Origin of the sequence: Halarchaeum acidiphilum MH1-52-1 (genome assembly GCF_000474235.1) — an archaeon.
GTDB lineage: Archaea > Halobacteriota > Halobacteria > Halobacteriales > Halobacteriaceae > Halarchaeum > Halarchaeum acidiphilum.
The window spans coordinates 1-20,354 of record NZ_BATA01000015.1 but is presented as its reverse complement, the minus strand read 5'-3'; the positions used below and the strand labels follow the sequence as shown (position 1 = coordinate 20,354).

Genomic DNA, 20,354 nt, shown 5'->3' with positions numbered 1-20,354 from the left:
ATTCCCGCTTGTCGGTGTCGGTGTCTGTGACGGACGCCGCGGGCGGCGGCGCGCGTTGAGGTGCGGGGCGTGTTGAGGTGCGGGGCGTGGACGTCGCGCGCTGATCGTAACCGACGTGTCATCACTTAACTATCATTAACCATTGGTAAGGTTTATGCCCGTCTTCGACCATCGTATAGACGAATCATGGCTGACGAGGAACCCGCGGACGACGTGGAACTCGAGGCGCGACTCGCGGAACAGGAGGTATTCGAGCCGCCGGAGTCGTTCGTCGAGCAGGCCAACGTCACGGACGAGGGAATCTACGAGGAGTTCGAGGGGAACTGGCCCGAGTGTTGGGAGTCCGCCGCGGACCTCCTCTCTTGGTACGAGGACTACGATCAGGTGCTCGACGACTCGAATCCGCCGTTCTACGAGTGGTTCACCGACGGGAAGCTGAACGCCTCGTACAACTGCGTCGATCGCCATCTCGACGAGCGCGCCGACGAGGTCGCCCTCGAGTGGATCGGTGAGCCGGTCGACGAGGCGAACCGCTCGATCACGTACGAGGAACTCCACCGCGAGGTCAACGAGGCGGCGGCCGCCCTCCGCGACCTCGGCGTCGGCGAGGACGACGTCGTGACGATGTACATGCCGATGATCCCGCAGCTCCCGATCGCCATGCTCGCGTGCGCGCGCATCGGCGCGCCCCACTCCGTCGTCTTCGCCGGCTTCTCCGCGGAGGCGCTCGCCACGCGGATGAACGCCGCCGACTCCGAGTACCTCCTCACCTGCGACGGCTACTACCGCCGCGGCGACCCCCTCGATCACCTCGACAAGACGAACGAGGGCCTCGCCGACGTCGAGCACGACGTCGAGACGGTCGTCGTCGATCGCCTCGGGTCCGATGGCTTCGGCCACGAACTCACCGACGACCAGCACGACTACGACGACCTGCTCGCCGCCCACGAGGGCGCGACGGTCGAACCGGTCGAGCGCGACGCCGAGGATATGCTCTTCCTCATGTACACCTCCGGCACGACCGGCGAGCCGAAGGGGGTGAAACACACCACCGCGGGCTACCTCGGGTGGACCGCGTGGACGACGAAGTACGCCCTCGACGTGAAGCCCGATGACACCTACTTCTGCTCGGCGGACATCGGGTGGATCACCGGACACTCCTACATCGTCTACGGTCCGCTCGCGCTCGGGACGACGTCGATGATGTACGAGGGGACGCCGGACTACCCGACGCGCGAGCGCCTCTGGCAGATCATCGAGGAGTACGAGGCCACGCAGCTCTACACCGCCCCGACGGCCATCCGCTCGTTCATGAAGTGGGGCGCGGAGTACCCCGCGAACCACGACCTCTCGAGTCTCCGCCTGCTCGCGACCGTCGGCGAGCCGATCAATCCGCGCGCGTGGAAATGGTACTACAAGCACATCGGTGGCGAGGAGTGCCCGGTCGTCGATACGTGGTGGCAGACGGAGACCGGTGGCCACATGGTCACGACCCTCCCCGGCATCAACGACATGAAACCCGGGAGCGCCGGCCCACCGTTGCCCGGTCTCGACGTCCAGATCGTCGACACGCACGGCGAGGAAGTGGAGGCGGGCCGCGCCGGCTACCTCACCGTCCAGAAGCCGTGGCCCGGCATGCTGCGCACCCTCTACAACAACGACCAGCGCTTCATCGACGAGTACTGGGCGGAGTACTCCGAGACGGACTCCGACGACTCCGACGACTGGGTCTACTTCCCCGAGGACGGCGCGAAGATCGACGATGACGGCTACATCACCGTCCTCGGCCGCGTCGACGACGTCATCAACGTCTCCGGGCACCGCCTCGGCACGATGGAGATCGAATCCGCCATCGTCGGCGTCGAGGGCGTCGCGGAGGCCGCGGTCGTCGGCGGCGAGCACGACCTGAAGGGCGAAGCCGTCTACGCCTACGTCATCCTCGAGGAGGGGCACGAGGGCTCCGACGAGATGCGCGCGCGCATCGTCGAGGGCGTCGAGGACGCCATCGGCCCCATCGCCCGCCCCGAGGAGGTCGTCTTCACGCCCGAACTCCCGAAGACCCGCTCCGGGAAGATCATGCGCCGCCTCCTCGAAGGCATCGCCAACGAAGAGGAGCTGGGTGACACCTCGACGCTCCAGAACCCGGACGTCGTCGAGGACATCCGCGGGAAGACCGGCGACGACTGAGGTGCGATAGCGGTCCGATTCGCGTCGGCCGGACGGCTTAGGTGTCGCCCGGCCCGTGGAATCCCCATGGCCGACGCGCTCTGCTTCGACATGTACGGCACGCTCTGTAACGTCTCCAGCGTCGCGGCCGCCATCGAGGACGAACTCGACATCCCGGCCGGTCTCGCCGCCGACGTGGACGCGCTCTGGCGCGAGAAGCAGATGGAGTACGCCTTCCACCGCAGCGCGATGGAGCGCTACGAGCCCTTCGATGCGGTGACGCGCGACGCGCTCGACTACGCGCTCGCGTACTACGATCTCGACGCCGCGGCGGCGGACGCGCTGATGGGCGCGTACGACGATCTCGACCCCTACCCGGAGGTGTTGGACGCCCTCGATGCGCTCACCGCGGAGCGCGACGCCGTCGTCTTCTCGAACGGCACGCCGGCGATGCTGGACGCCCTCGCCGCCAACACCGGGATCGGCGAACGCGTCGACGCCCTCGTGAGCGCGGACGACGTCGGCGCGCTCAAGCCCGCCCCCGCGGTCTACGAGCACGTCGCGACCGAACTCGATCGCCCTCTCTCCGAGTGCCGTCTCGTCTCCTCGAACGGATGGGACGTCGCGGGCGCGAGCGCCGCCGGGATGGCGACGGCGTGGGTGAATCGGGGGAACGATCCCGCGGAACGCGTCGGCGGGGACGCGGATCTGGTCGTCGACGACCTCGCCGCACTCGCGGGCGCGCTGGCCTAGTTCTCGTTCTTCGACCGGTCCGCCGGCGTCACCTCCATCGGCGTCGCGTCGTCGTAGCGCGACGCGTACGTGACGCCCAACAGGAGGACGCCCAGCGTCAGACCGATCATCACGGCGCCGTATATCGCGAGGTTCAGCGGCGACAGCGCGAACGTGATGGGTCCGAGCGAGCCGACGGTTCCGTCGAGGACGTTCGGCCGCACGACGAACCCGAGGACGTAGCCGAAGAGACCGGCGATGATCACCGCAACGGCGTAGATAACGAGGACGACGCGGCGACCCGCGGTAGACGCGATAGTGCGCACGTATCGTGTATCGGCGTCGAAGGCGATTAGCCTTTTGCGTCGCCGGCCGTGAAACCGCATATGGTCGAGAAGGAGAAGTTACTGTTCACGCTCTACGGCGTCGTCGTCGCGATGACGGTCGCGGCGTTCGTCGTCGTCGTCACGTAACGGACGAACGAGAGCGAAATCGGAATCGGGTGGAGCGCGCGAGACGAACGAGAGCGCGAAAAGAGCGAAACGAACGAACGAGTCGTCAGTCGGCCGCGGGCGTCTCAGCGTCGTCCGCGTCGGTCTCTTCGTCACCGCCGTCGGCGAGCATGGTCTGGCGCTTGCTCTCGTACCACCGCCACTCGTTCGTGAACTGATCGGACTGCTTGAGGTTCCACGGGTCGGCGGAGTCGATGCGCTTGCCGTACTTGGCGGACTGCCAGAGGTTCCAGACGAACGCGAGCTGACCGAACAGCATGAGGAACGCGCCGAGCGTCGCGATGTCGTGCCACGTCGTGAACCGCGGGAGGTACGTCGCGTACCGGCGCGGCATCCCGCCGTAGCCGAGGATCAACATCGCGATGAACGTGACGTTCCCGCCGATGATCGAGAGCCAGAAGTGCCAGAGCGCGAGCCCCCGGTCGTACATCCGGCCGGTCATCATCGGGAACCAGTAGTACATCGCCGCGAAGAGCGCGAAGCCGATCGCGCCGAAGACGATGAAGTGGAAGTGCCCGACGACGTAGTAGGTGTCCTGCATCACGAGGTCGAACGGAACGGCGGCGAGGAAGACGCCGGTGACGCCGCCGATGATGAAGTTCTGGACGAAGCCGACGCAGAAGAGCATCGGCGCCGTCATCCGGAGCTTCCCGTTCCACAGCGTCGTGATCCAGTTGAAGATCTTCACCGCGGACGGTATCCCGATCGCGAGCGAGACCGCCATGAAGGAGGCGGTGAGACGCGGGTTGATCCCCGTCGTGAACATGTGGTGCGCCCACACGCCGAAGGAGAGGATCCCGATGGCGAGCGTCGAGTAGACGACGAACTTGAACCCGAAGAGCTTGCGGCCCGCGAACTTCGGGAGGATGAGGCTGATAAGCCCCATCGGGGGCAACACGAGGATGTACACCTCGGGGTGACCGAAGAACCAGAAGAGGTGCTGCCAGAGCAACGCGCCCCCGCCGTTGCCGGCGAAGAACGTCGTCCCGAAGTTCCGATCGAGCAGCAGCATGATGATCGCCGCCCCGAGGATCGGGAAGGCGAACAGGATGAGTCCGCCCTGTGTCAGGATCGTCCAGCTGAAGATGTCGAGCTTGCTCCACGGGACGCTCGCGCTGTCGCGTTCGGCGACGATGGTCGCGATGAAGTTGATCCCGCCCATCGTCGTCGAGATCCCGGAGAGGTGGAACCCGAGGAGGAAGACGTCGACGCCCGTACCGGCCATGTTTCTGGAGAGGGGCGTGTAGAGCGTCCAGCTCGTCTTCGCGGCCTCGATGTCGACCCCGAGAAGCGGGAGGAAGAAGCCCGCCCACATCAGGATCGTGGAGAAGGGGAGGATCCAGAACGCGATGGCGTTGATGCGCGGGAACGCCATGTCGTCCGCGTTCACGAGCAGGGGGACCATGTAGTTCGCGAACCCGAAGATGAGCGGGGCCGCGAACAGGAACAGCATCGTGATCCCGTGCGTCGTGAGCAGGGCGTTGTACAGCCCGATGCCGCCGAACGGTGCGAGGAAGTCCATGTTCGGCGTCGAAAGCTCGACGCGCATGAGCATCGCCGTGATTCCGCCCCACGCGAACGCGACGAGACCGAACGTCGCGTACAGGATGCCGAGGTCCTTGTGATCGACGGTGGTGAGCCACCGAGTCAGTCCTGCCGGTTTCTCTTCGTGCCCGTGCCCGGTGCTTTCGCCGTAGCCGCCCCCGCCGACAGGCGCGTACGCCTGCCAGTCTTCGAGGCGGGTCAGCCATCCCGCCACGACGAGGAGCAGCAGCCCCATCAGCACCGAGAATACGAGTTCGGGGGAGACTGCCATGTTCGGTCGTGGGGTGGCCACGGTAAAGAAAGGTACGGGTTCGTCCGTCGCCACCCCCGCGAACGCCCGACGGCTACGGGCCGACCTCGACGTCCTCCACGACTTCGACGCGGCGGGCGGCGACGAACGTTACCACCGCGAGACAGACGAACGGGATGACGAGGAGCGCGTACTGGAGGACGCGACTGAACGTCGTGTCGTTCGCCCACGGATTGACGACGAAGAAGGCGGCCGCGAAGACGATGATCATCGCGAGCGGGATGATGTTCACCGCGATGTCGAGGAGGACGTCCCTCTCGAACACGCTGGAGTTGGGCTTCATTGCCTGAGTGTGCGGTCCCCGCGCAAATATATGTTGAGGGTTTCCCTCAGCCTGAGTCGAGGTGGAGCCTCCGACCGCACGGAGTCGCTCGAGAGACGCGCTGCGTCTCTCGCAATGTTGCCAGAAACCAACGGTTTCTGGCTGGACGCGGGAAATCTTTGAGTTCCCGCAATGTTGCCAGAACGCATCGCGTTCTGACTGCACGCGGGAAGCTTCGCTTCCCGCAATGTTGCCAGAAACCAACGGTCTCTGGCTGAATAGTAAGAATCGAAGGTTCTTGTGACGACGAGAGCGCGCTGCTCCCTCGAACCACGAGCGTAGCGAGCGAGTCGGTCGGGAGGAAACCGTCAGGGGCGTCCACAGCTCCGATATCGCACCCCTTCGTACTGCCGAGGAGTGCTGGGCTGGCACACGTCCCGCGCAGTACGGGCCGCAGTAGCCCGGCCCCAAATGGTGGATCCATCGACCCCGACGGGCGTCCGGGAGGCGGCGCGCACAAGACGCCCCGTCGCGCCAACTGCGAGCGAGGACCGCACCACAGCCCACCCGCCACGAGTGAGGTCCCAAGACCCAGCGAAGTCGGGTCGGGTGGGGTAGTTCACAGGTAGCCGTTCTCGTAGCAGAAGAGACCGATCGCCGCGAGCACCGCGAGAGCGCCCGCGCCCGCGAGCGAGACGCCGCGATTCAGCCGCGTCGTGAAGACGAGGAGGACCACGCCGAGCGCGCCGACGAGCGCGCCGACGCCGAGCGACGCCGGCCACATCGATTCGACGTAGCCGGACTCCCGGAGGATGCCGACGACGCTCGCCTCGAGGAGCAGGACGCCACCGACGCCGACGGGGAGGAGGTAGTTCCCCAGAAACACGCCGAACTCGCTGAGGACGAGTCCGAGCGCGACGAACACCGGCCACGGGCTCGCGCGAGTGTACTGTTCGCTCAAGCCCGGTTGTTCTTCCATACGGTCGTTTTGGGACGCGGACGTAAGAAGCGTATCGCTCCGCGGACGCCGCCGCCTCAGAACGGACTGAACTCCGTCCCGAGGACGGAGCCGATGTAGACGACGGCGACGAGGAACAGCCAGACCGCGTCGACGAAGTGCCAGTACCACGAGACGGTCGTGACGGAGACGTGCCGGTCCTCGTCGTACTGCCCGCGCAGGCTGCGGACGGCGAGGACGCCGAGCAGGATCACGCCGAAGCTCACGTGCATCCCGTGGAGTCCGGTGAGTCCGAAGAAGCCGCTGGCGAAGATTCCCGAGGTGATGGTGAATCCCTCGTGGAGGATGAACTCGGAGTACTCGTAAATCTGCCCGGCGACGAACGCCGCGCCGAGGAGGAAGGTCACGATCAGCCCCTGAATGAAGCGCTGGTGGTTGCCCTTCTGGAGTTGGCCCTCCGCCCAGTGGATGGTGAAACTGGAGACGACGAGCAGCACGGTGTTGATGACGAGGACGCTCGTGAGAAGCCCGCTCTCCGGGAGGTACTCCGTGTGCCAGCCGCCCGTGCGGATGAAGAAGTAGTACACGAAGCCCGCGCCGAAGGTGGCGATGTCGGTCCCGAGGAACAGGAGCATTCCCAGCCGGAGCGACGCTCCGCCGTTGTGCGAGCCGCGGTTCCAGAAGTCGACGATGAACGCCTGATAGATCCAGCCGAGCATCCCGACGATGCTGACGACCCAGCCGGCGACGAACAGCCCGACGCCGACGGTCGGCGCGACCATGTCCGTGCCCTGTCCGATCACGTACAGCGATGCGCCGGTGTAGACCACCAGTAGTCCGAGAGCCGTGAAGAACGGCCACCAGCTCGCCTCGCCGTAGCCGCGCGGCCAGTCGCGGACGGCGGGCAAGAAGTGCCCGTGGTCTTCGCTTTCCTCCGTAGCCATATACTCGCGGGTAGCGCGGGATACGTTAAAAAACCTCCCAACTGGTCCCGACGCGTTCCCGGATCGAAATCGGAGAGATCGGGTCTCCGAGGGCGCGAAGCGATGAGAAACGTGGCGAAGAACGTGTGGCGATCAGGCCGCGGCGGGCGGTGCCGCGAGGGATGCCGCCGTCGTGGTCGTCGCCTCCGACGCGTTCGACGACGCCGTGCCGGCGGTGGTCGACCCGTCAGATCCGGCCGTTTCGGTCGTCGTCGCGGTGGTCGTCGTGGGTGTCGCGTTAGCGGTGGGGGTCGTCGTGGTCGTCGTATTCGACGACGCTGCGTTCGTGACTGTCGTGGTTGTCGTATTCGACGACGTCGCGTTCGTGACTGTCGTGGTCGTCGTGGGTGTCGCGTTAGCGGTGGGGGTCGTCGCCGTCGTATTCGACGACGTCGCGTTCGACGTCCCCGACGAACTCGACCCGCTCGACTCGCTGGCCGACTGCCGTGCCTGCTGGGCCTGCTCGCTCGCCCACTGCTGGTACGACGTCCGGTTCTTCACGATGACGTCGGCGAGCATGTTGGAGTGGCCCGCGCCGCAGAACTCCGCACAGTAGAGGATGTAGGGCTTATCCCGGACGGCGCTTGAGTCGATCTCCGTCGCGATGTAGTTCGTCTTGGCCGGGAACGCGTCCTTCTTCAGTCCGAGCGCGGGGATGTGGACGGAGTGGAGGACGTCGCGTGACGTGATCCGCAACACGACCTGTTTCTTTGCGGGGAGGACGAGCTTGCTCGACGTGAAGTTCGTCCCGTCGTACTGGTAGTGGAACTGCCACGACCACTGGTAGGCGTCGACGTGGACGACGGTCGTGTCGGGCTGTTCCATCATGTGCTGGGCGTCCTTATCGGAGGGGAGGACGTACGGCGACCCCATCGCTCCGTATGCGACGAGACCGACGAACAGCAGGACGACCGCGGTCGCGGCGGTCCACGTGATTTCGAGGCGCCGGTTCTCCTGTGTGGGCTTGGCTTCGTCGGCCTTCCGGAACTTCCAGATGGCGTAGAAGAGGACACCCTCGACGATGATGGTGAGGGGCAGCGCGACGGCGAGCAACAGATTGCTGACGTTGTCGATGTAGTGGTTGGTCACCGAGGTCGCCGCCGCGGCCGGCTCGGCAGCGACGACGAACGGCACCAGCCCCATCAGCCCCATCGTCAGGACGGACAAGAGCCGCTTCCGGGACATTGCTAATCGACGGTTGGGATGTGCCGGGCAAATAACTACCGACTCGGGGTTTCGTCCGCCGATCGGGAGTCGGGGGGGATAAGTACGCCGCGACCCAATCGCCGACAGAGAGGTTCCTCGTGCGAACGATACGCCCCCGGCTCACGCACGCACTCGTCGCCGCCATCCTCGGCGTCTACGCGCTCCTCGTCGCCGGCGCGACGACCGCGCTCACGGACGCCGCCGCGGCCTGCCCGACGTGGCCCGCGTGCAACGGCCGCTGGCTCTCGCTCACCTCGGTCTCGCTGGAGATCGTCTGGGCCCACCGACTCCTCGCCGCTCTCGTCGGCGCCCTCCTCCTCGGGACAGTCGCCCTCGCGTACGCCGAGGGCGCGGAGACGCGCGTCCTCGCCGCGATCGGCGTCCCCGTCGTCTGCTACCCGATACAGGTGCTCGTCGGCGCGCTCGCCGCGACGAACGCGGTCGCGTACGTTCCCGTGCTCCACCTCGGTCTCGGCGTCGTCATCTTCTCGGGTCTCGTCCTCGCGCTCGCGTGGGCGCTCGAAGCGCGGACGGCCGAAAAGCCCTCCGCGGAGTGGGACGGCGCGCCGAAGGGTGACGGCGATCCCGAGCCGCTCGCGGCCGGATCGGACGATCCCGGGTGGCGCGTGCTCGCCGGGGCGTACGTCCGGATGATGAAGCCGCGGCTGATGTGGCTGCTCTGCCTCGTCGCCTCCGCCGGGATGGCGCTCGCGGCCGGTCCCGCGCTCACCGCGCGGACGGTCGTGCTCACCCTCCTCGGCGGCGTGCTCTCCATCGGCGCGAGCGGGACGTTCAATCACGTCCTCGAACGCGACGTCGATCGGAAGATGAACCGCACCGCGGACCGACCGCTCGCGACCGACCTGATCCCGAAGCGCAACGCGCTCGCGTTCGGCGCGCTCCTCGCGCTCGCGTCGCTCGTCTCCTTCCTCCGGCTCGGGCTGTTCACCGCGTTCCTCGGTCTCACCGCGATCGTCTTCTATTCGGTGATCTACACGCTCGTGTTGAAGCCGAACACCGTCCAGAACACGGTCATCGGTGGTGCGGCGGGCGCGCTCCCGGCGCTCATCGGGTGGACGGCCGTCACGGGGTCGATCGGGCTGCCCGCGCTCGCGCTCGCCGGCGTCATCTTCCTCTGGACGCCCGCGCACTTCTACAACCTCGCGCTCGCCTACCGCGACGACTACGAGCGCGGGGGCTTCCCGATGATGCCGGTCGTCCGGGGCGCCGCGGTGACTCGGAAGCACATCGTCGGGTGGCTCGGTGCGACGCTCATCGGCGCGGCCGTCCTCGCGGCCGTGACGGACCTCGGGTGGCTCTACGCCGCGACGGTCGTCGTCCTCGGCGGCGTCTTCCTCTGGATGGTCGTCCGCCTCCACGAGGAGCGCGACCGGACGGCCGCGATGCGCTCGTTCCACGCCTCGAACGCCTTCCTCGGGGCGATGCTCCTCGCCGTCCTCATCGACGCGATCGTCGTCTGACAATGTACGCGACGCTCGATCGGTACGTTCCGTCGCCGGACGCCCCGACGCTCCTTCGGTGGGGCGCGCTCCTCAACGCCGAACTCCTCGCCACGCTCGCGTACGTCCTCCTCGCGCCGGGGACGCCGACGGACGTCCTCGTCTACGTCTATCCGTGGGTGTGGATCGACGTGGCCCTGTGGGCCGTCCTCCGGACGCGGCCGACGCCGACGTCGCGGCGCGTCCGGTGGGCGTCGTACGCGATCGGCGTCGCGTACTTCCTCCTCGTCGGCTACGCGGGCGGGCTGTACCACCTCTCGGGTACGGGTCTCGGTCTCTCCGTCCACTGGCTCCCGCTCGGGTGGGGTCCCGCGCCGATCTACAGCGCGGGCGCGTTCACGGTCGTCCTGATGCCGTTCAAAGTCGCGGGGTACGCGGCGCTCGCCTCCCTCGTTTCCTGTACTGTCCGCGACGCCTCCGCGTCCGCGCTCTCCGGTCTCCTCGGTCTCGTCTCCTGCGTCTCCTGCGCGTGGCCGGTGCTCGCGACGATCGCGACGGGGATCTTCGGGAGCGCCTCGGTACTCACCTCGATCACGATGACGCGCGCCTACGGCGTCTCGACGGTCGTCTTCGTCGCCTCCGTCCTCGCGTTGACGTGGCGGCCGACGCGCTGACGGCACGGGCGGCCCGATTCGGGTATTTGTACGCGTCCGTCGGTCGCCGAAACGGAACGCTTACCGCGTCGCCGGGACGAGGACGAAATATGGCGCCGGTTGTGGTCGCCGACGACGTCGGAGAGAAGTACGGCGACACCGTCGCGCTCGACGGCGTCTCGCTCGCCGTCGAGTCGGGCGAGGTGTTCGCGCTGATCGGGCCGAACGGTGCCGGGAAGACGACGCTCACTCGCTGTCTCACGGGCACGCGAACGCCGGACAGCGGGCGCGTCGAGCTGCTCGGTGAACCCCCCTCGAAGGCCGCGAAGGAGCGCCTCGGTCTCCTCCCGCAGGACTTCGACCCGCCCGATCGGCTCACCGCGCGCGAACTCGTCGCCTACTACGCCGGTCTCTACGACGACGCGCGCGACCCGGGCGATCTCCTTCGAACCGTCGGCATGGACCCGGACAAATCGACGTGGTACGGCGACATGAGCGGCGGCGAGCAGCGGCGCACCTGCGTCGCGGCGTCGCTCGCGAACGACCCGGACGTCCTCTTCGTGGACGAGCCGACGACCGGCATCGATCCGGCGGGCCGGCGCGCGCTCTGGGACGTCTTCGAGGCCCTCGCGGACGGCGGGACGACCGTCTTCCTCACGACGCACTACATGGCTGAAGCGGAGCGCCTCGCCGACCGCGTCGGTCTCCTCGCGGACGGCGAACTCGTCGCGACGGGGTCGCCGGAGGCACTCGTCGCGGCGTACGGGGGCGAGCAGTACGTCGTCGTGGAGACGCTCGCGGACCCGGCCGCCCTCGACGGTCTCGGCTACGACGTCACTCGGGAGGGCGACGCGCTCCACGTCCTCGGCGTCGAACCCGCCGATATCGGCGACGTCGCGGCCGCCCTCGACGAGCGGGGGATCGACTTCGACGCGCTCTCGTGGACGGAGCCGGATCTGGAGGACGTCTACCTCCGCCTTGCGGACGACCCGACGCTCGTCGAGGCGGACGAAGAGGAGGTGGTGGCGTGATCGCGCACACCGCTCAGTCGGGCGCTCGCCGCGGCCGTGAGGGGTGGGCCGCGTGAGCCGACTCTCGCGCGTCGCCACGGAAGCGCGCGCCGCCTACAAGTCGTTCGTTCGGCGTCGCGTCGCCGTCTTCTTCACCTTCTTCTTCCCGATCCTCCTCATCGTCATCTTCGCGGGTCTCGTCCGCACGGGCGGGGGCGGCACCGGGCTGTTCAGCCAGCCGCCGGGCTACTACGTGCCGGCGTATCTCGCCGTCGTCGTCCTCTTCACGCCGCTCTCGCGCGTCGGCTCCGAGGTCGCGCGCTTCCGCGAGGGCAATCGCTTCGAGAAGCTCGCGGCCTCGCCCATGACGCGCGGGGAGTGGCTCGTCGCCCAGACGCTCGTGAACGCCGCGCTCATCGCCCTCGCCTGTATCGTGTTGCTCGTCCTCCTCTCTGCGACGGGCGCCGACTTCCGCTTCTCGCCGTGGCTCGTCCTCTTCGTTCCCACGGGATCCGTGCTCTTCTGCGGGATCGGCGCGATCCTCGGCGCGCTCGCGGACAGTCAGGACGGCGCGATCACGGCGTCGAACGGGATCGCCCTCCCGCTCCTCTTCCTCTCGAACACCTTCCTGAGTCCGGCCTCGCTCCCCGCGTGGTTTCGGCCCGTGACGGACCTCTCGCCGCTCTCGTACTTCGCCTACGGCGTCCGTGCGGCCACGTATCCGGGGAATCACGCCGGCTGGCCGGGGTCCGCCGCGGCCGACTACGCCGTGCTGCTCGTCCTCACCGTCGTCGCCTTCGTCCTCGGCGCCTACCTCATCCCGTGGACGGAGCGCTAGAAGGGGAGCGTCGACTGGAACGTCCAGTCGTAGACGAGGTTGATGAGGACGAAGGTGACGATGCCGAGGAGGAGGCTGAGGATCCACGTCACCGCCGCCCAGCGGCCGACGCGGGGATGGGCGGTATTCGGGAGGTCGCGGATCGGCGTCGTGAGACCGACGACGAGCGCGTAGGCGACGAGCGGGACCGCGAGCGCCGAGAGGATCTCGTGGATCCCGAGCATCGGCAGGTAGACGTACGCCTTCACCCACGCGGGTCCGACGAACTCCTTGATGCCGCCGCCGCCGACCTTCTCGAGGTAGAGCACGAGGAAGACGACGATCGTGGCGATGCCGGTGAGCATCGCGCGCCGATGCGCGCGGATCCGCCCGCGACGGACGTAGTACCACCCGAGGCAGAGCGCGACGAGCGAGACGGCGTTCAGGAGCGTGATCACCCACTCCAGCACGCCGACGGTCGCCTTCGAGATCGACGGGTAGGGGAGCATTCCCGCGAACGTCAGTCCGACGAGGGCGTACGCGACGATCGTGACGACGGCCGTCACGCCGAGCACGTGCTTCCGGACCCGCGGCAGCGATACGAGGGGTACGTCGCGTCGAACGGCGTCCGCGTCTGCCATGCGGCCACGTTGGGCGTCCCGCGACTTAGGTGGCCCCGTTCGGTGGCGCCGCGATCGGCGCTACATCCCCATGTCGGCCGCGTCCTCGGGGATCGGGAGATCGTTCGGGGAGACGCCGAGCAGTTCGGCGGCGTGATCGAGCGCCATGTCGAAGCCGTAGTAGCGTTCGAGTTCGTCGCCGCCGGCGCTCGGGCGGACCTTCAGCATCGCGTACCCCTCGCGGTTCTGCGCGACGCACGCGGTCCGGCCGCCGGACTCGAACTCCAGCACCCGCTCCTCCGCGGTCTCGCGATAGCGCGCCGTGATCCCGCCGGCTTCGGCGATGGCGGCGTCCGTGTCGGTCATCGCCGACGGTTCTCGCGCCCGGTACGAGAGACTGTCGGCTCGTCGGTCACGCGGCGCGTCACGTCTCGTCCGTGTCCGAGAGCACGGACTTCACGGACGGGGCCTCGTACGACTCGTAGGCGTCGAAGAGGTCGTTCACGCCGTCCGCGAACGTCACCATCTCGCGGTGCTTTCGCTCGACGAATCCTTCCGATTGCTGGTGGTCGAAGAAGGACGCGAGGTCGTCGTAGTAGCCCGCGACGTTCAGGAAGCCGCAGGGCGCGTCGTGAAAGCCCAGTTGCGCCCACGTGAGCACCTCGACGATCTCCTCGATCGTGCCGAAGCCGCCGGGGAGCGCGACGAAGCCGTCCGCCAACTCCGCCATCCGGGCCTTTCGGGCGTGCATCGACTCCACGACGTCGAGGTCGGTCAGGCCCTCGTGGGCGATCTCCTTCGCTTCGAGCGACTCGGGGATGACGCCGTGGGCGTCGCCGCCGGCGGCGAGCGTCGCGTCCGCCACCTCGCCCATCAGGCCGACGCGGCCGCCGCCGTAGACGAGCGTCACGTCGCGACGGGCGAGCTCGCGGCCGAGCGCCTCGGCGGCCGCGCGGTACTCGGGGCGCTCGCCCGGACTCGATCCGCAGTAGACACAGAGTGCGTCCATGGTGGGGCGAGCGGTGCCGTCCCGATAAATCCCACCGGGGACGGCGGTCGTTCCCCGCGCGACGACGAACCCGGTGAGGGTTTAGGCGCGAGTACCGTATCCTCCCGTAACCGATGCCCGCGCTCGTCGCCCCGGCGGAACTCGCGCTGTTCGCGCTCGTGGGGCTGCTCGGCGGCGCGCACTGCCTCGGGATGTGCGGCCCGCTCGTCACGTCGTACGCCGAGCGGATGCCCTCGGACGATCGGGGCCGGGGTCCGTCGTGGTTCGAGCTTCGCCAGCACGCCCTCTTCAACGCCGGGCGGACGGCGAGCTACGCCGTCGTCGGCGGCCTGCTCGGCCTGCTCGGCGCGACCGTCTACGCGGGCGCCGGCGTCGCGCTCGGCGGCTCGGGCGACCTCCTCCGCGGCGCCGTCGGCGTCTGCGTCGGCCTGCTCGTGATCGCCGTCGGGCTGACGCGCGTCCTCGGGCGCGACCGACTCGCCACCGTCGTCCCGTTCTCGATCGGTACGGGCGGCGCGGGCGCGCTCTTCTCCCGCGTCGCGGGGGTCGCGACCGCGCGCGTCGACGACTACGCGAACGGCCCGAAGATCGCGCTCCTCGGCGCGATCCACGCCTTCCTCCCCTGCCCGCTACTCTACCCGGCGTTCGTCTACGCGCTCGGGCAGGGCGACCCCGTCGCGGGCGCGCTCGACCTCGCGGCGCTCGGGATCGGGACGATGCCGACGATGGTCCTCTACGGGACCGTGCTCGGGTCGGTGCCGGCGGCGCGGCGCGCGGCCGCCCACCGGGTGTTGGGCGCGGCGTTCGTCGCCCTCGGGTTCGTCCCGCTGCTCGCCGGTCTCGGCCTGCTCGGTCTCCCCGTCCCGCACGTCCCGATCCCGCACTACACCGCGACACCGTGACCGATACCACCATGACCGATACTGATACCGACACGGACACCTGCACGCTCTGCGACCTCCCGATCCGCGGCGACCCGGTGACGGACGATGACGGTCGCGGGCGCGACGCTCCCGCGAGCGGATCGGACGCGGACGCCGTCGACGGCACCTTCTGCTGTCGGGGCTGTCGTGAGGTGTATCGCACGCTCGGCGACGCGGATCCGGCCGAGCTGTCGGCGGACGACCTCGACGCGGCCGGCGAGGGCGACGGGGGCGCGAGCGACGTCCCGGCGGACGCCGAGACGGCGTTCCTCGCCGTCGACGGGATGCACTGCACGGCCTGCGAGGCCTTCTTGGAGACGACGGCGCGCGGAAGTAAGGGCGTCTACGACGCCGAGGCGAGCTACACGACGGAGATGCTGAAGGTCTCCTACGACGGCTCGAAGACGGACGAGGAGGCGCTCGCGGAGTCGGTGAGTCGCCTCGGCTACCGCGCGAACGTCCCGGAGGTCGGGACGGCGACGGCCGAGGAGGAGCGCTTCGGGCGCGACGAGTTGCGCACCGTCCTCGGCGTCCTCGGCGCGATGGCGGTGATGTCGATCTACCTCCTGTTCCTCTATCCGGCGTACCTCGGCGTCTACCCCGAGTCGTTCCTCGCGCAGCCCGCGACGCACGTGATGGTGTTCGTCCCCGTGCCGCTGCTCTCGTCGTTCGTCCTCTTCTTCGTCGGCTACCCGATCCTCCGCTCGGCGTACGTCAGCCTCAGGGCGGGGCGACCGAACATGGACGTGCTCGTGGCGGGCGGGGCGCTCGCCGCGTACGTCTACTCGATGTACGTCGTCGCCACGGGCGGTCTCGTCATCTACTTCGACGTCGCGGTGGCCATCGTCGCCGTCGTGACGCTCGGCGACTTCGTCCAGCGCCGCGTGAAGCGCCGCGCGCTCGGCTCGATCGGTGACCTCGACTTCGACCGCGTCACGACGGCGCTCGTCCGCGGCGGATCGGGGACGCACGAGGTCGACGTCGAGTCGCTCGAACCCGGCGACGAGGTGATCGTGAAGCGCGGCGAGCGGGTCCCGCTCGACGGCACCGTCGTCGAGGGCGAGGCCGCGGTCGACGAGGCGCTCGTGACGGGCGAGTCGGTCCCGGAGACGAAGGGGCCGGGCGATTCCGTCATCGGCGGCTCCGTCGCGACGGACGGGCGCCTCGTGGTCCGCGTCGGCGAGCGCGCCGCGAGCACGTACGATCGCCTGCTCGCGCAGCTCTGGAACGTCCAGTCCGGCTCCGGTGGAACGCAGCGCCTCGCGGACACAATCGCCGCGCTGTTCGTCCCCTTCGTCATCGGGCTCGCCGTCGTCGTCGCCGGCGGTTGGCTCGTCACGGGTGCGCCCGTCCGCGAGGCGCTCACGGTCGGCGTCTCCGTGCTCGTCGTCTCCTGTCCGTGCTCGTTCGGTCTCGCGACGCCGGTCGCCGTGGCCGCGGGGGTGAGCCGCGCCGCCGACGACGGCGTGCTCGTGACGAACACCGACGCCGTGGCGTCGCTCGCGGACGTCGACGTCGTCGCCTTCGACAAGACCGGCACGCTCACGGAGGGCCGGATGCGCATTACCGACGTCGCGATCGATGAGGGGTCCGACGAGCGCGCCGTCCTGCGCCACGCGGCCGCGATCGAGCGCGAGGCGAACCACCCGATCGCGGACGCGGTGGTCGATCGCGCGGCCGCAAGCGACGCGATCGGCGACGAGGCTGTCCCCACGGGCGACGACCGTGAGACGCCGGCCGCCGATGGCGGCACAGCGAACGCCGGGCCTGACATGGCGGGCGACGCCGGCGACGCACTGCGAGTCACGGACTTCGAGGAGCGCCGCCGCGGGGCGGCCGGAACGGTCGAGGGAGTGGACGCCCTCGTCGGCCACCCCGATCTGTTCGCGGGCGACGACTGGACGGTGCCCGACGCGGTCGAGCGCGCCGTCGCGGCCGCGCAGGCCGACGGTGCGATCGCGACGGTCGTCGGGTGGGACGGCGCGGCGCGCGGCGTCCTCGCGGCCCGCGACGCCCCGCGCGACGACTGGGCGGAGACGGTCGAGGCCCTCGCCGCGGCGGGCCGGGAGGTCGTCGTCGTGACGGGGGACGACCAGTCGGCGGTCGCGGCGTTCGAGGACCACCCCGACGTGGACGACGTGTTCGCGGGCGTGCTCCCGCAGGCGAAGGCCGCGGTCGTCGATCGCCTCCGCGGCGCCGAGGGGACGGTGGCGATGGTGGGCGACGGGACGAACGACGCGCCCGCGCTCGCCGCCGCCGATCTCGGCGTGGCGTTCGCCTCCGGGACGGAACTCGCGACGGAGGCCGCGGACGCCACCGTCACCGATGGCGGCCTGCGCTCGGTGCGGCGGCTCTTCGCGGTCGCGGCGACGACGCGCTCGCGCGTCCGCCAGAACTTCGGCTGGGCGCTCGGCTACAACGCGATCACGCTCCCGCTCGCCGCGCTCGGTCTCGTCGACCCGCTGCTCGCCGCCGTCGCGATGGCGGTCTCCAGCATCCTCGTCGTCGCCAACTCCGCGCGCTCCTACGGGCTGGACGGGGAGTGAGCCACCGCCGAGGCGGGATATTTACTCACTCCGTAGTTTCTCATTTCCGGCGTTCAGGGCCTGTACGTCGAAGATACGGCGTCATTTCGGAAAGCGTTAAGTCGGTAGAACGGCCACCGTGAACTGATGATGTCCGACGTGGTGCAGGTGGCCGACGTGTTCGACGCGCTCGCCGCGGCCGCGCCCGAGATCCGCGCGGGATTCGCGGGGCGTCGCGGGGAGACGGACGATCGGAACGCGACCGGTGATCGCCAGATCCACGCGGACCTCCACGCCGACGAGGTGCTGCGCGCGCACTTCGGCGCGCTCGACGGCGTCGGGCAGTACGCGAGCGAGGAGTGCGAGTCGGTACGCGATCTCGGTGACGGTCCCCTCTCCGTCACCGTCGATCCGCTCGACGGCTCCTCGAACCTCGGCGCGAACAATCCGACCGGCACCATCGTCGGCGTCTACGACGCGCCGCTCCCCGCGTCCGGCCGCGATCTCATCGCCGCCGCGTACGTCCTCTACGGGCCGCTCACGACCATGGTCGCCGCGACGGACGACGGCGTCACGCGCTACGAGATCGCCCCTGACGGGCGACGCGAGGGCGAGAGTGTGAGCCTCCCCGCGGACCCGACGGTCTACGGCTTCGGCGGGCGCCTCCCCGACTGGACGGACGACTTCACCGACTACGCCCGCGACGTCGAGGACGAGCTGAAACTCCGATACAGCGGCGCGATGGTCGCCGACGTCAATCAGGTGCTCACGTACGGCGGCGTCTTCGCCTACCCCGGACTCCGGGACCGCCCCGAGGGGAAGCTCCGCACGCAGTTCGAGGCCGTGCCGATGGCGTACATCGTCGAGACCGCCGGCGGCGCGTCCACTGACGGTCGCCGCTCTCTCCTCGACGTCCGGCCGTCCGAACTCCACGAGCGGACGCCGGTCTACCTCGGGAACGACGGCCTCGTGCGCCGGGCCGAGCGCGCGCTCGCCTGACGCGCGGATACGAGCGGGTCATCGATCCCGACAGATCCGTTCCTTTGAGGGGTGGCCGCCGCTTTTTCGTGTCGGCCCTCCGAAAACGGAATCGGGCGGCCGGGGAGAGACCGTCCGTGATACTTCATGGCTGATGACTCCACAGACGCGTCTGCGGTCGAGACCGCACGCACGCAACTCGATCGCGCGCTCGACTACATCGATATTCCCGAGGGAATCGTCGAGGAGTTACGAGAGCCGCACAAGGTACATCGCGTCTCGGTCCCGATCGAGCGCGACGACGGCGGCAGGGACGTCTTCGTCGGCTATCGCTCCCAGCACAACAACGTCCGCGGGCCGTACAAGGGCGGGATCCGCTACCAGTCCGACGTGGACGTCGGGGAGTGTATCGGACTCTCGATGTGGATGACGTGGAAGTGCGCGGTGATGGACCTCCCGTTCGGCGGCGGAAAGGGCGGTATCGCCGTCGATCCGAGCGACCTGAGCGAGGCGGAGTACGAGCGGCTCACTCGCCGATTCACCGAGGAGATCGGTGAGTTCGTCGGGCCGAAGCGCGACGTCGTCGCGCCCGACATGGGCACGGACGCACAGACGATGGCGTGGATCATGGACGAGTACAGCAAGGAGACTGACGAGACGACGCCCGGCGTCGCCACCGGGAAACCGCCGGTCGTCGGTGGGAGCTACGGCCGCGCGAAAGCGCCCGGTCGCAGCGTCGCCACGATCGCCCGCGAGGCCTTCGACTATTACGACCGCGACCTCGACGGCGCGACCGTCGCCGTGCAGGGCTTCGGGAGCGTCGGCGCGAACGCCGCCTCGCTCCTCGAGGAGTGGGGCGCGGACGTCGTCGCCGTCAGCGACGTCGACGGGGGGATCCGCGACCCGGACGGTCTCGACATCGAGGCCGTGAAGGAAGCGGGCGACGAGACGAACCTCGTCGGCGACTACGACGCGCCCGAGACGGTCGAGAACGGCGACCTCCTGACGCTCGACGTCGACCTGCTCGTCCCCGCCGCGGTCGGCAACGCCCTCACGTCCGAGAACGCCGACGACGTGCGAGCGGCCGTGATCGTCGAGGGGGCGAACGGCCCGACGACGATCACGGCCGACGACGTCTTCGCCGAGCGCGGGATCCCCGTCATCCCGGACATCCTCGCGAACGCGGGCGGCGTCACCGTCTCCTACTTCGAGTGGTTGCAGGACATCAACCGCCGCACGTGGAGCGAGGAGCGCGTCAACGACGAACTCGAGGCGGAGATGACCGACGCGTGGGACGCCGTCGTCTCCGCCTACGAGGACAACGACGACGCGACGTGGCGCGAGGCCGCGTACGTCGTCGCGCTCGATCGCGTCACCGACGCCCACGAAGCTCGCGGCTTCTGAGGGCGCGGCGTCGGCGATCGCCGCGGGTCGGCCGGTGAGGCGTATCTTTAATCGCCCGCCGGGCGTATCGGTGTTCATGAGTGAGGAGAATCCGTTCGAGAACCTCCGGGAGCAACTCGACGACGCCGGCCAGTATCTCGACATCGATCCGGGGGTCCTCGAACGCCTCAAGCGCCCCGAGCGCGTCCTCGAAACGACGCTCACGATCGAACTCGACGACGGGTCGCTGGAGACGTTCACGGCCTATCGCTCGCAGTTCAACGGCGACCGCGGACCGTACA

At 68.8% G+C, this 20,354-nt stretch carries 20 protein-coding genes; 11 read left to right on the top strand and 9 right to left on the bottom strand.

Annotation, left to right across the window (positions count from 1 at the left end; translation table 11 throughout):
• Nucleotides 1-186 precede the first annotated feature (186 nt).
• Entirely contained in the window at nucleotides 187-2,187 is a 2,001-nt protein-coding gene (gene acs, locus AOZ13_RS04295; protein ID WP_020220916.1) for an acetate--CoA ligase, read from the top strand.
• A 66-nt stretch (nucleotides 2,188-2,253) separates the two neighbouring features.
• Complete coding sequence (locus AOZ13_RS04290; RefSeq protein WP_020220915.1) at nucleotides 2,254-2,919, top strand: haloacid dehalogenase type II; 666 nt, start codon at nucleotides 2,254-2,256, stop codon at nucleotides 2,917-2,919.
• Here the strand turns inward: AOZ13_RS04290 and AOZ13_RS14400 are convergent.
• From AOZ13_RS14400 to coxB, 6 genes are all read right to left on the bottom strand, one after another.
• The gene (locus tag AOZ13_RS14400; protein ID WP_020220914.1) at nucleotides 2,916-3,224 is read right to left on the bottom strand and encodes a DUF7520 family protein; all 309 of its coding nucleotides are present in this window, start codon (nucleotides 3,222-3,224) and stop codon (nucleotides 2,916-2,918) included. The genes AOZ13_RS04290 and AOZ13_RS14400 overlap by 4 nt on opposite strands.
• A gap of 232 nt (nucleotides 3,225-3,456) precedes the next feature.
• Nucleotides 3,457-5,226, bottom strand: a complete 1,770-nt coding sequence (locus AOZ13_RS04280) for a cbb3-type cytochrome c oxidase subunit I (RefSeq protein ID WP_020220913.1) — start codon at nucleotides 5,224-5,226, stop codon at nucleotides 3,457-3,459.
• Nucleotides 5,227-5,299: 73 nt separating this feature from the next.
• The gene (locus AOZ13_RS04275; protein ID WP_020220912.1) at nucleotides 5,300-5,548 is read right to left on the bottom strand and encodes a DUF6684 family protein; all 249 of its coding nucleotides are present in this window, start codon (nucleotides 5,546-5,548) and stop codon (nucleotides 5,300-5,302) included.
• A 598-nt stretch (nucleotides 5,549-6,146) separates the two neighbouring features.
• Nucleotides 6,147-6,506, bottom strand: coding sequence for a DUF7541 family protein (locus AOZ13_RS04270; RefSeq protein WP_020220911.1), 360 nt, complete (start codon nucleotides 6,504-6,506; stop codon nucleotides 6,147-6,149).
• 56 nt (nucleotides 6,507-6,562) lie between these two features.
• The gene (locus AOZ13_RS04265) at nucleotides 6,563-7,429 is read right to left on the bottom strand and encodes a cytochrome c oxidase subunit 3 (RefSeq protein WP_021779914.1); all 867 of its coding nucleotides are present in this window, start codon (nucleotides 7,427-7,429) and stop codon (nucleotides 6,563-6,565) included.
• A gap of 132 nt (nucleotides 7,430-7,561) precedes the next feature.
• Nucleotides 7,562-8,653: a cytochrome c oxidase subunit II gene (coxB, locus tag AOZ13_RS04260; protein WP_020220909.1), complete on the bottom strand. Its 1,092-nt coding sequence runs from the start codon at nucleotides 8,651-8,653 to the stop codon at nucleotides 7,562-7,564.
• Nucleotides 8,654-8,772: 119 nt separating this feature from the next.
• On the opposite strand from coxB, the gene cyoE reads away from it, so the two are divergent.
• The 4 genes from cyoE (at nucleotide 8,773) to AOZ13_RS04240 (ending at nucleotide 12,635) form a co-directional block, all read left to right on the top strand.
• A complete protein-coding gene (gene cyoE / locus AOZ13_RS04255) occupies nucleotides 8,773-10,155 on the top strand; it encodes a heme o synthase (protein WP_020220908.1) in 1,383 nt (460 codons plus the stop codon).
• A gap of 2 nt (nucleotides 10,156-10,157) precedes the next feature.
• On the top strand, nucleotides 10,158-10,808 hold the full coding sequence (locus AOZ13_RS04250; protein WP_020220907.1) for a DUF7546 family protein: 651 nt from the start codon (nucleotides 10,158-10,160) through the stop codon (nucleotides 10,806-10,808).
• Nucleotides 10,809-10,897: 89 nt separating this feature from the next.
• Complete coding sequence (locus AOZ13_RS04245; RefSeq protein ID WP_020220906.1) at nucleotides 10,898-11,818, top strand: ABC transporter ATP-binding protein; 921 nt, start codon at nucleotides 10,898-10,900, stop codon at nucleotides 11,816-11,818.
• Between the two features lie 52 nt (nucleotides 11,819-11,870).
• Nucleotides 11,871-12,635: an ABC transporter permease gene (locus tag AOZ13_RS04240; protein ID WP_044957182.1), complete on the top strand. Its 765-nt coding sequence runs from the start codon at nucleotides 11,871-11,873 to the stop codon at nucleotides 12,633-12,635.
• On the opposite strand, the gene AOZ13_RS04235 is transcribed toward AOZ13_RS04240, so the two are convergent.
• The 3 genes from AOZ13_RS04235 to AOZ13_RS04225 are packed head-to-tail and all read right to left on the bottom strand — an operon-like array spanning nucleotide 12,632 to nucleotide 14,243.
• Nucleotides 12,632-13,255 (bottom strand): DUF420 domain-containing protein, encoded by a 624-nt coding sequence (locus tag AOZ13_RS04235; RefSeq protein ID WP_020220904.1) that lies wholly within the window; start codon nucleotides 13,253-13,255, stop codon nucleotides 12,632-12,634. The two genes, AOZ13_RS04240 and AOZ13_RS04235, sit on opposite strands and share 4 nt — an antisense overlap.
• A gap of 60 nt (nucleotides 13,256-13,315) precedes the next feature.
• Entirely contained in the window at nucleotides 13,316-13,600 is a 285-nt protein-coding gene (locus AOZ13_RS04230) for a DUF7111 family protein (protein WP_020220903.1), read from the bottom strand.
• A gap of 58 nt (nucleotides 13,601-13,658) precedes the next feature.
• Nucleotides 13,659-14,243, bottom strand: a complete 585-nt coding sequence (locus AOZ13_RS04225) for an LOG family protein (protein ID WP_021779911.1) — start codon at nucleotides 14,241-14,243, stop codon at nucleotides 13,659-13,661.
• A 113-nt stretch (nucleotides 14,244-14,356) separates the two neighbouring features.
• Here AOZ13_RS04225 and AOZ13_RS04220 point away from each other — a divergent pair, with 113 nt between their 5' ends.
• The 5 genes from AOZ13_RS04220 to AOZ13_RS04200 all read left to right on the top strand — a co-directional run.
• Nucleotides 14,357-15,145 carry a sulfite exporter TauE/SafE family protein gene (locus AOZ13_RS04220; RefSeq protein ID WP_021779910.1) on the top strand — a complete coding sequence of 263 codons (789 nt, stop codon included), beginning with the start codon at nucleotides 14,357-14,359 and terminating at the stop codon, nucleotides 15,143-15,145.
• An 11-nt stretch (nucleotides 15,146-15,156) separates the two neighbouring features.
• Complete coding sequence (locus tag AOZ13_RS04215) at nucleotides 15,157-17,712, top strand: heavy metal translocating P-type ATPase (RefSeq protein WP_021779909.1); 2,556 nt, start codon at nucleotides 15,157-15,159, stop codon at nucleotides 17,710-17,712.
• Between the two features lie 126 nt (nucleotides 17,713-17,838).
• On the top strand, nucleotides 17,839-18,690 hold the full coding sequence (locus AOZ13_RS04210) for a class 1 fructose-bisphosphatase (RefSeq protein ID WP_020221267.1): 852 nt from the start codon (nucleotides 17,839-17,841) through the stop codon (nucleotides 18,688-18,690).
• Between the two features lie 126 nt (nucleotides 18,691-18,816).
• Nucleotides 18,817-20,073 carry a glutamate dehydrogenase GdhB gene (gene gdhB, locus AOZ13_RS04205; RefSeq protein WP_021779908.1) on the top strand — a complete coding sequence of 419 codons (1,257 nt, stop codon included), beginning with the start codon at nucleotides 18,817-18,819 and terminating at the stop codon, nucleotides 20,071-20,073.
• A gap of 76 nt (nucleotides 20,074-20,149) precedes the next feature.
• A partial coding sequence (locus tag AOZ13_RS04200) for a Glu/Leu/Phe/Val dehydrogenase dimerization domain-containing protein (RefSeq protein WP_324603248.1) occupies nucleotides 20,150-20,354 on the top strand: 205 nt, incomplete at its 3' end.

What these genes read in the sequence shown, in the direction of transcription:
- acs (WP_020220916.1), top strand. Translation starts at nt 187, where the DNA reads ATGGCTGACGAGGAACCCGCGGACGACGTGGAACTCGAGGCGCGACTC.
- AOZ13_RS04290 (WP_020220915.1), top strand. Translation starts at nt 2,254, where the DNA reads ATGGCCGACGCGCTCTGCTTCGACATGTACGGCACGCTCTGTAACGTC.
- AOZ13_RS04280 (WP_020220913.1), bottom strand. Translation starts at nt 5,226, where the DNA reads ATGGCAGTCTCCCCCGAACTCGTATTCTCGGTGCTGATGGGGCTGCTG.
- AOZ13_RS04275 (WP_020220912.1), bottom strand. Translation starts at nt 5,548, where the DNA reads ATGAAGCCCAACTCCAGCGTGTTCGAGAGGGACGTCCTCCTCGACATC.
- AOZ13_RS04270 (WP_020220911.1), bottom strand. Translation starts at nt 6,506, where the DNA reads ATGGAAGAACAACCGGGCTTGAGCGAACAGTACACTCGCGCGAGCCCG.
- AOZ13_RS04265 (WP_021779914.1), bottom strand. Translation starts at nt 7,429, where the DNA reads ATGGCTACGGAGGAAAGCGAAGACCACGGGCACTTCTTGCCCGCCGTC.
- coxB (WP_020220909.1), bottom strand. Translation starts at nt 8,653, where the DNA reads ATGTCCCGGAAGCGGCTCTTGTCCGTCCTGACGATGGGGCTGATGGGG.
- AOZ13_RS04250 (WP_020220907.1), top strand. Translation starts at nt 10,158, where the DNA reads ATGTACGCGACGCTCGATCGGTACGTTCCGTCGCCGGACGCCCCGACG.
- AOZ13_RS04245 (WP_020220906.1), top strand. Translation starts at nt 10,898, where the DNA reads ATGGCGCCGGTTGTGGTCGCCGACGACGTCGGAGAGAAGTACGGCGAC.
- AOZ13_RS04235 (WP_020220904.1), bottom strand. Translation starts at nt 13,255, where the DNA reads ATGGCAGACGCGGACGCCGTTCGACGCGACGTACCCCTCGTATCGCTG.
- AOZ13_RS04230 (WP_020220903.1), bottom strand. Translation starts at nt 13,600, where the DNA reads ATGACCGACACGGACGCCGCCATCGCCGAAGCCGGCGGGATCACGGCG.
- AOZ13_RS04225 (WP_021779911.1), bottom strand. Translation starts at nt 14,243, where the DNA reads ATGGACGCACTCTGTGTCTACTGCGGATCGAGTCCGGGCGAGCGCCCC.
- AOZ13_RS04220 (WP_021779910.1), top strand. Translation starts at nt 14,357, where the DNA reads ATGCCCGCGCTCGTCGCCCCGGCGGAACTCGCGCTGTTCGCGCTCGTG.
- AOZ13_RS04215 (WP_021779909.1), top strand. Translation starts at nt 15,157, where the DNA reads ATGACCGATACTGATACCGACACGGACACCTGCACGCTCTGCGACCTC.
- AOZ13_RS04210 (WP_020221267.1), top strand. Translation starts at nt 17,839, where the DNA reads ATGATGTCCGACGTGGTGCAGGTGGCCGACGTGTTCGACGCGCTCGCC.
- gdhB (WP_021779908.1), top strand. Translation starts at nt 18,817, where the DNA reads ATGGCTGATGACTCCACAGACGCGTCTGCGGTCGAGACCGCACGCACG.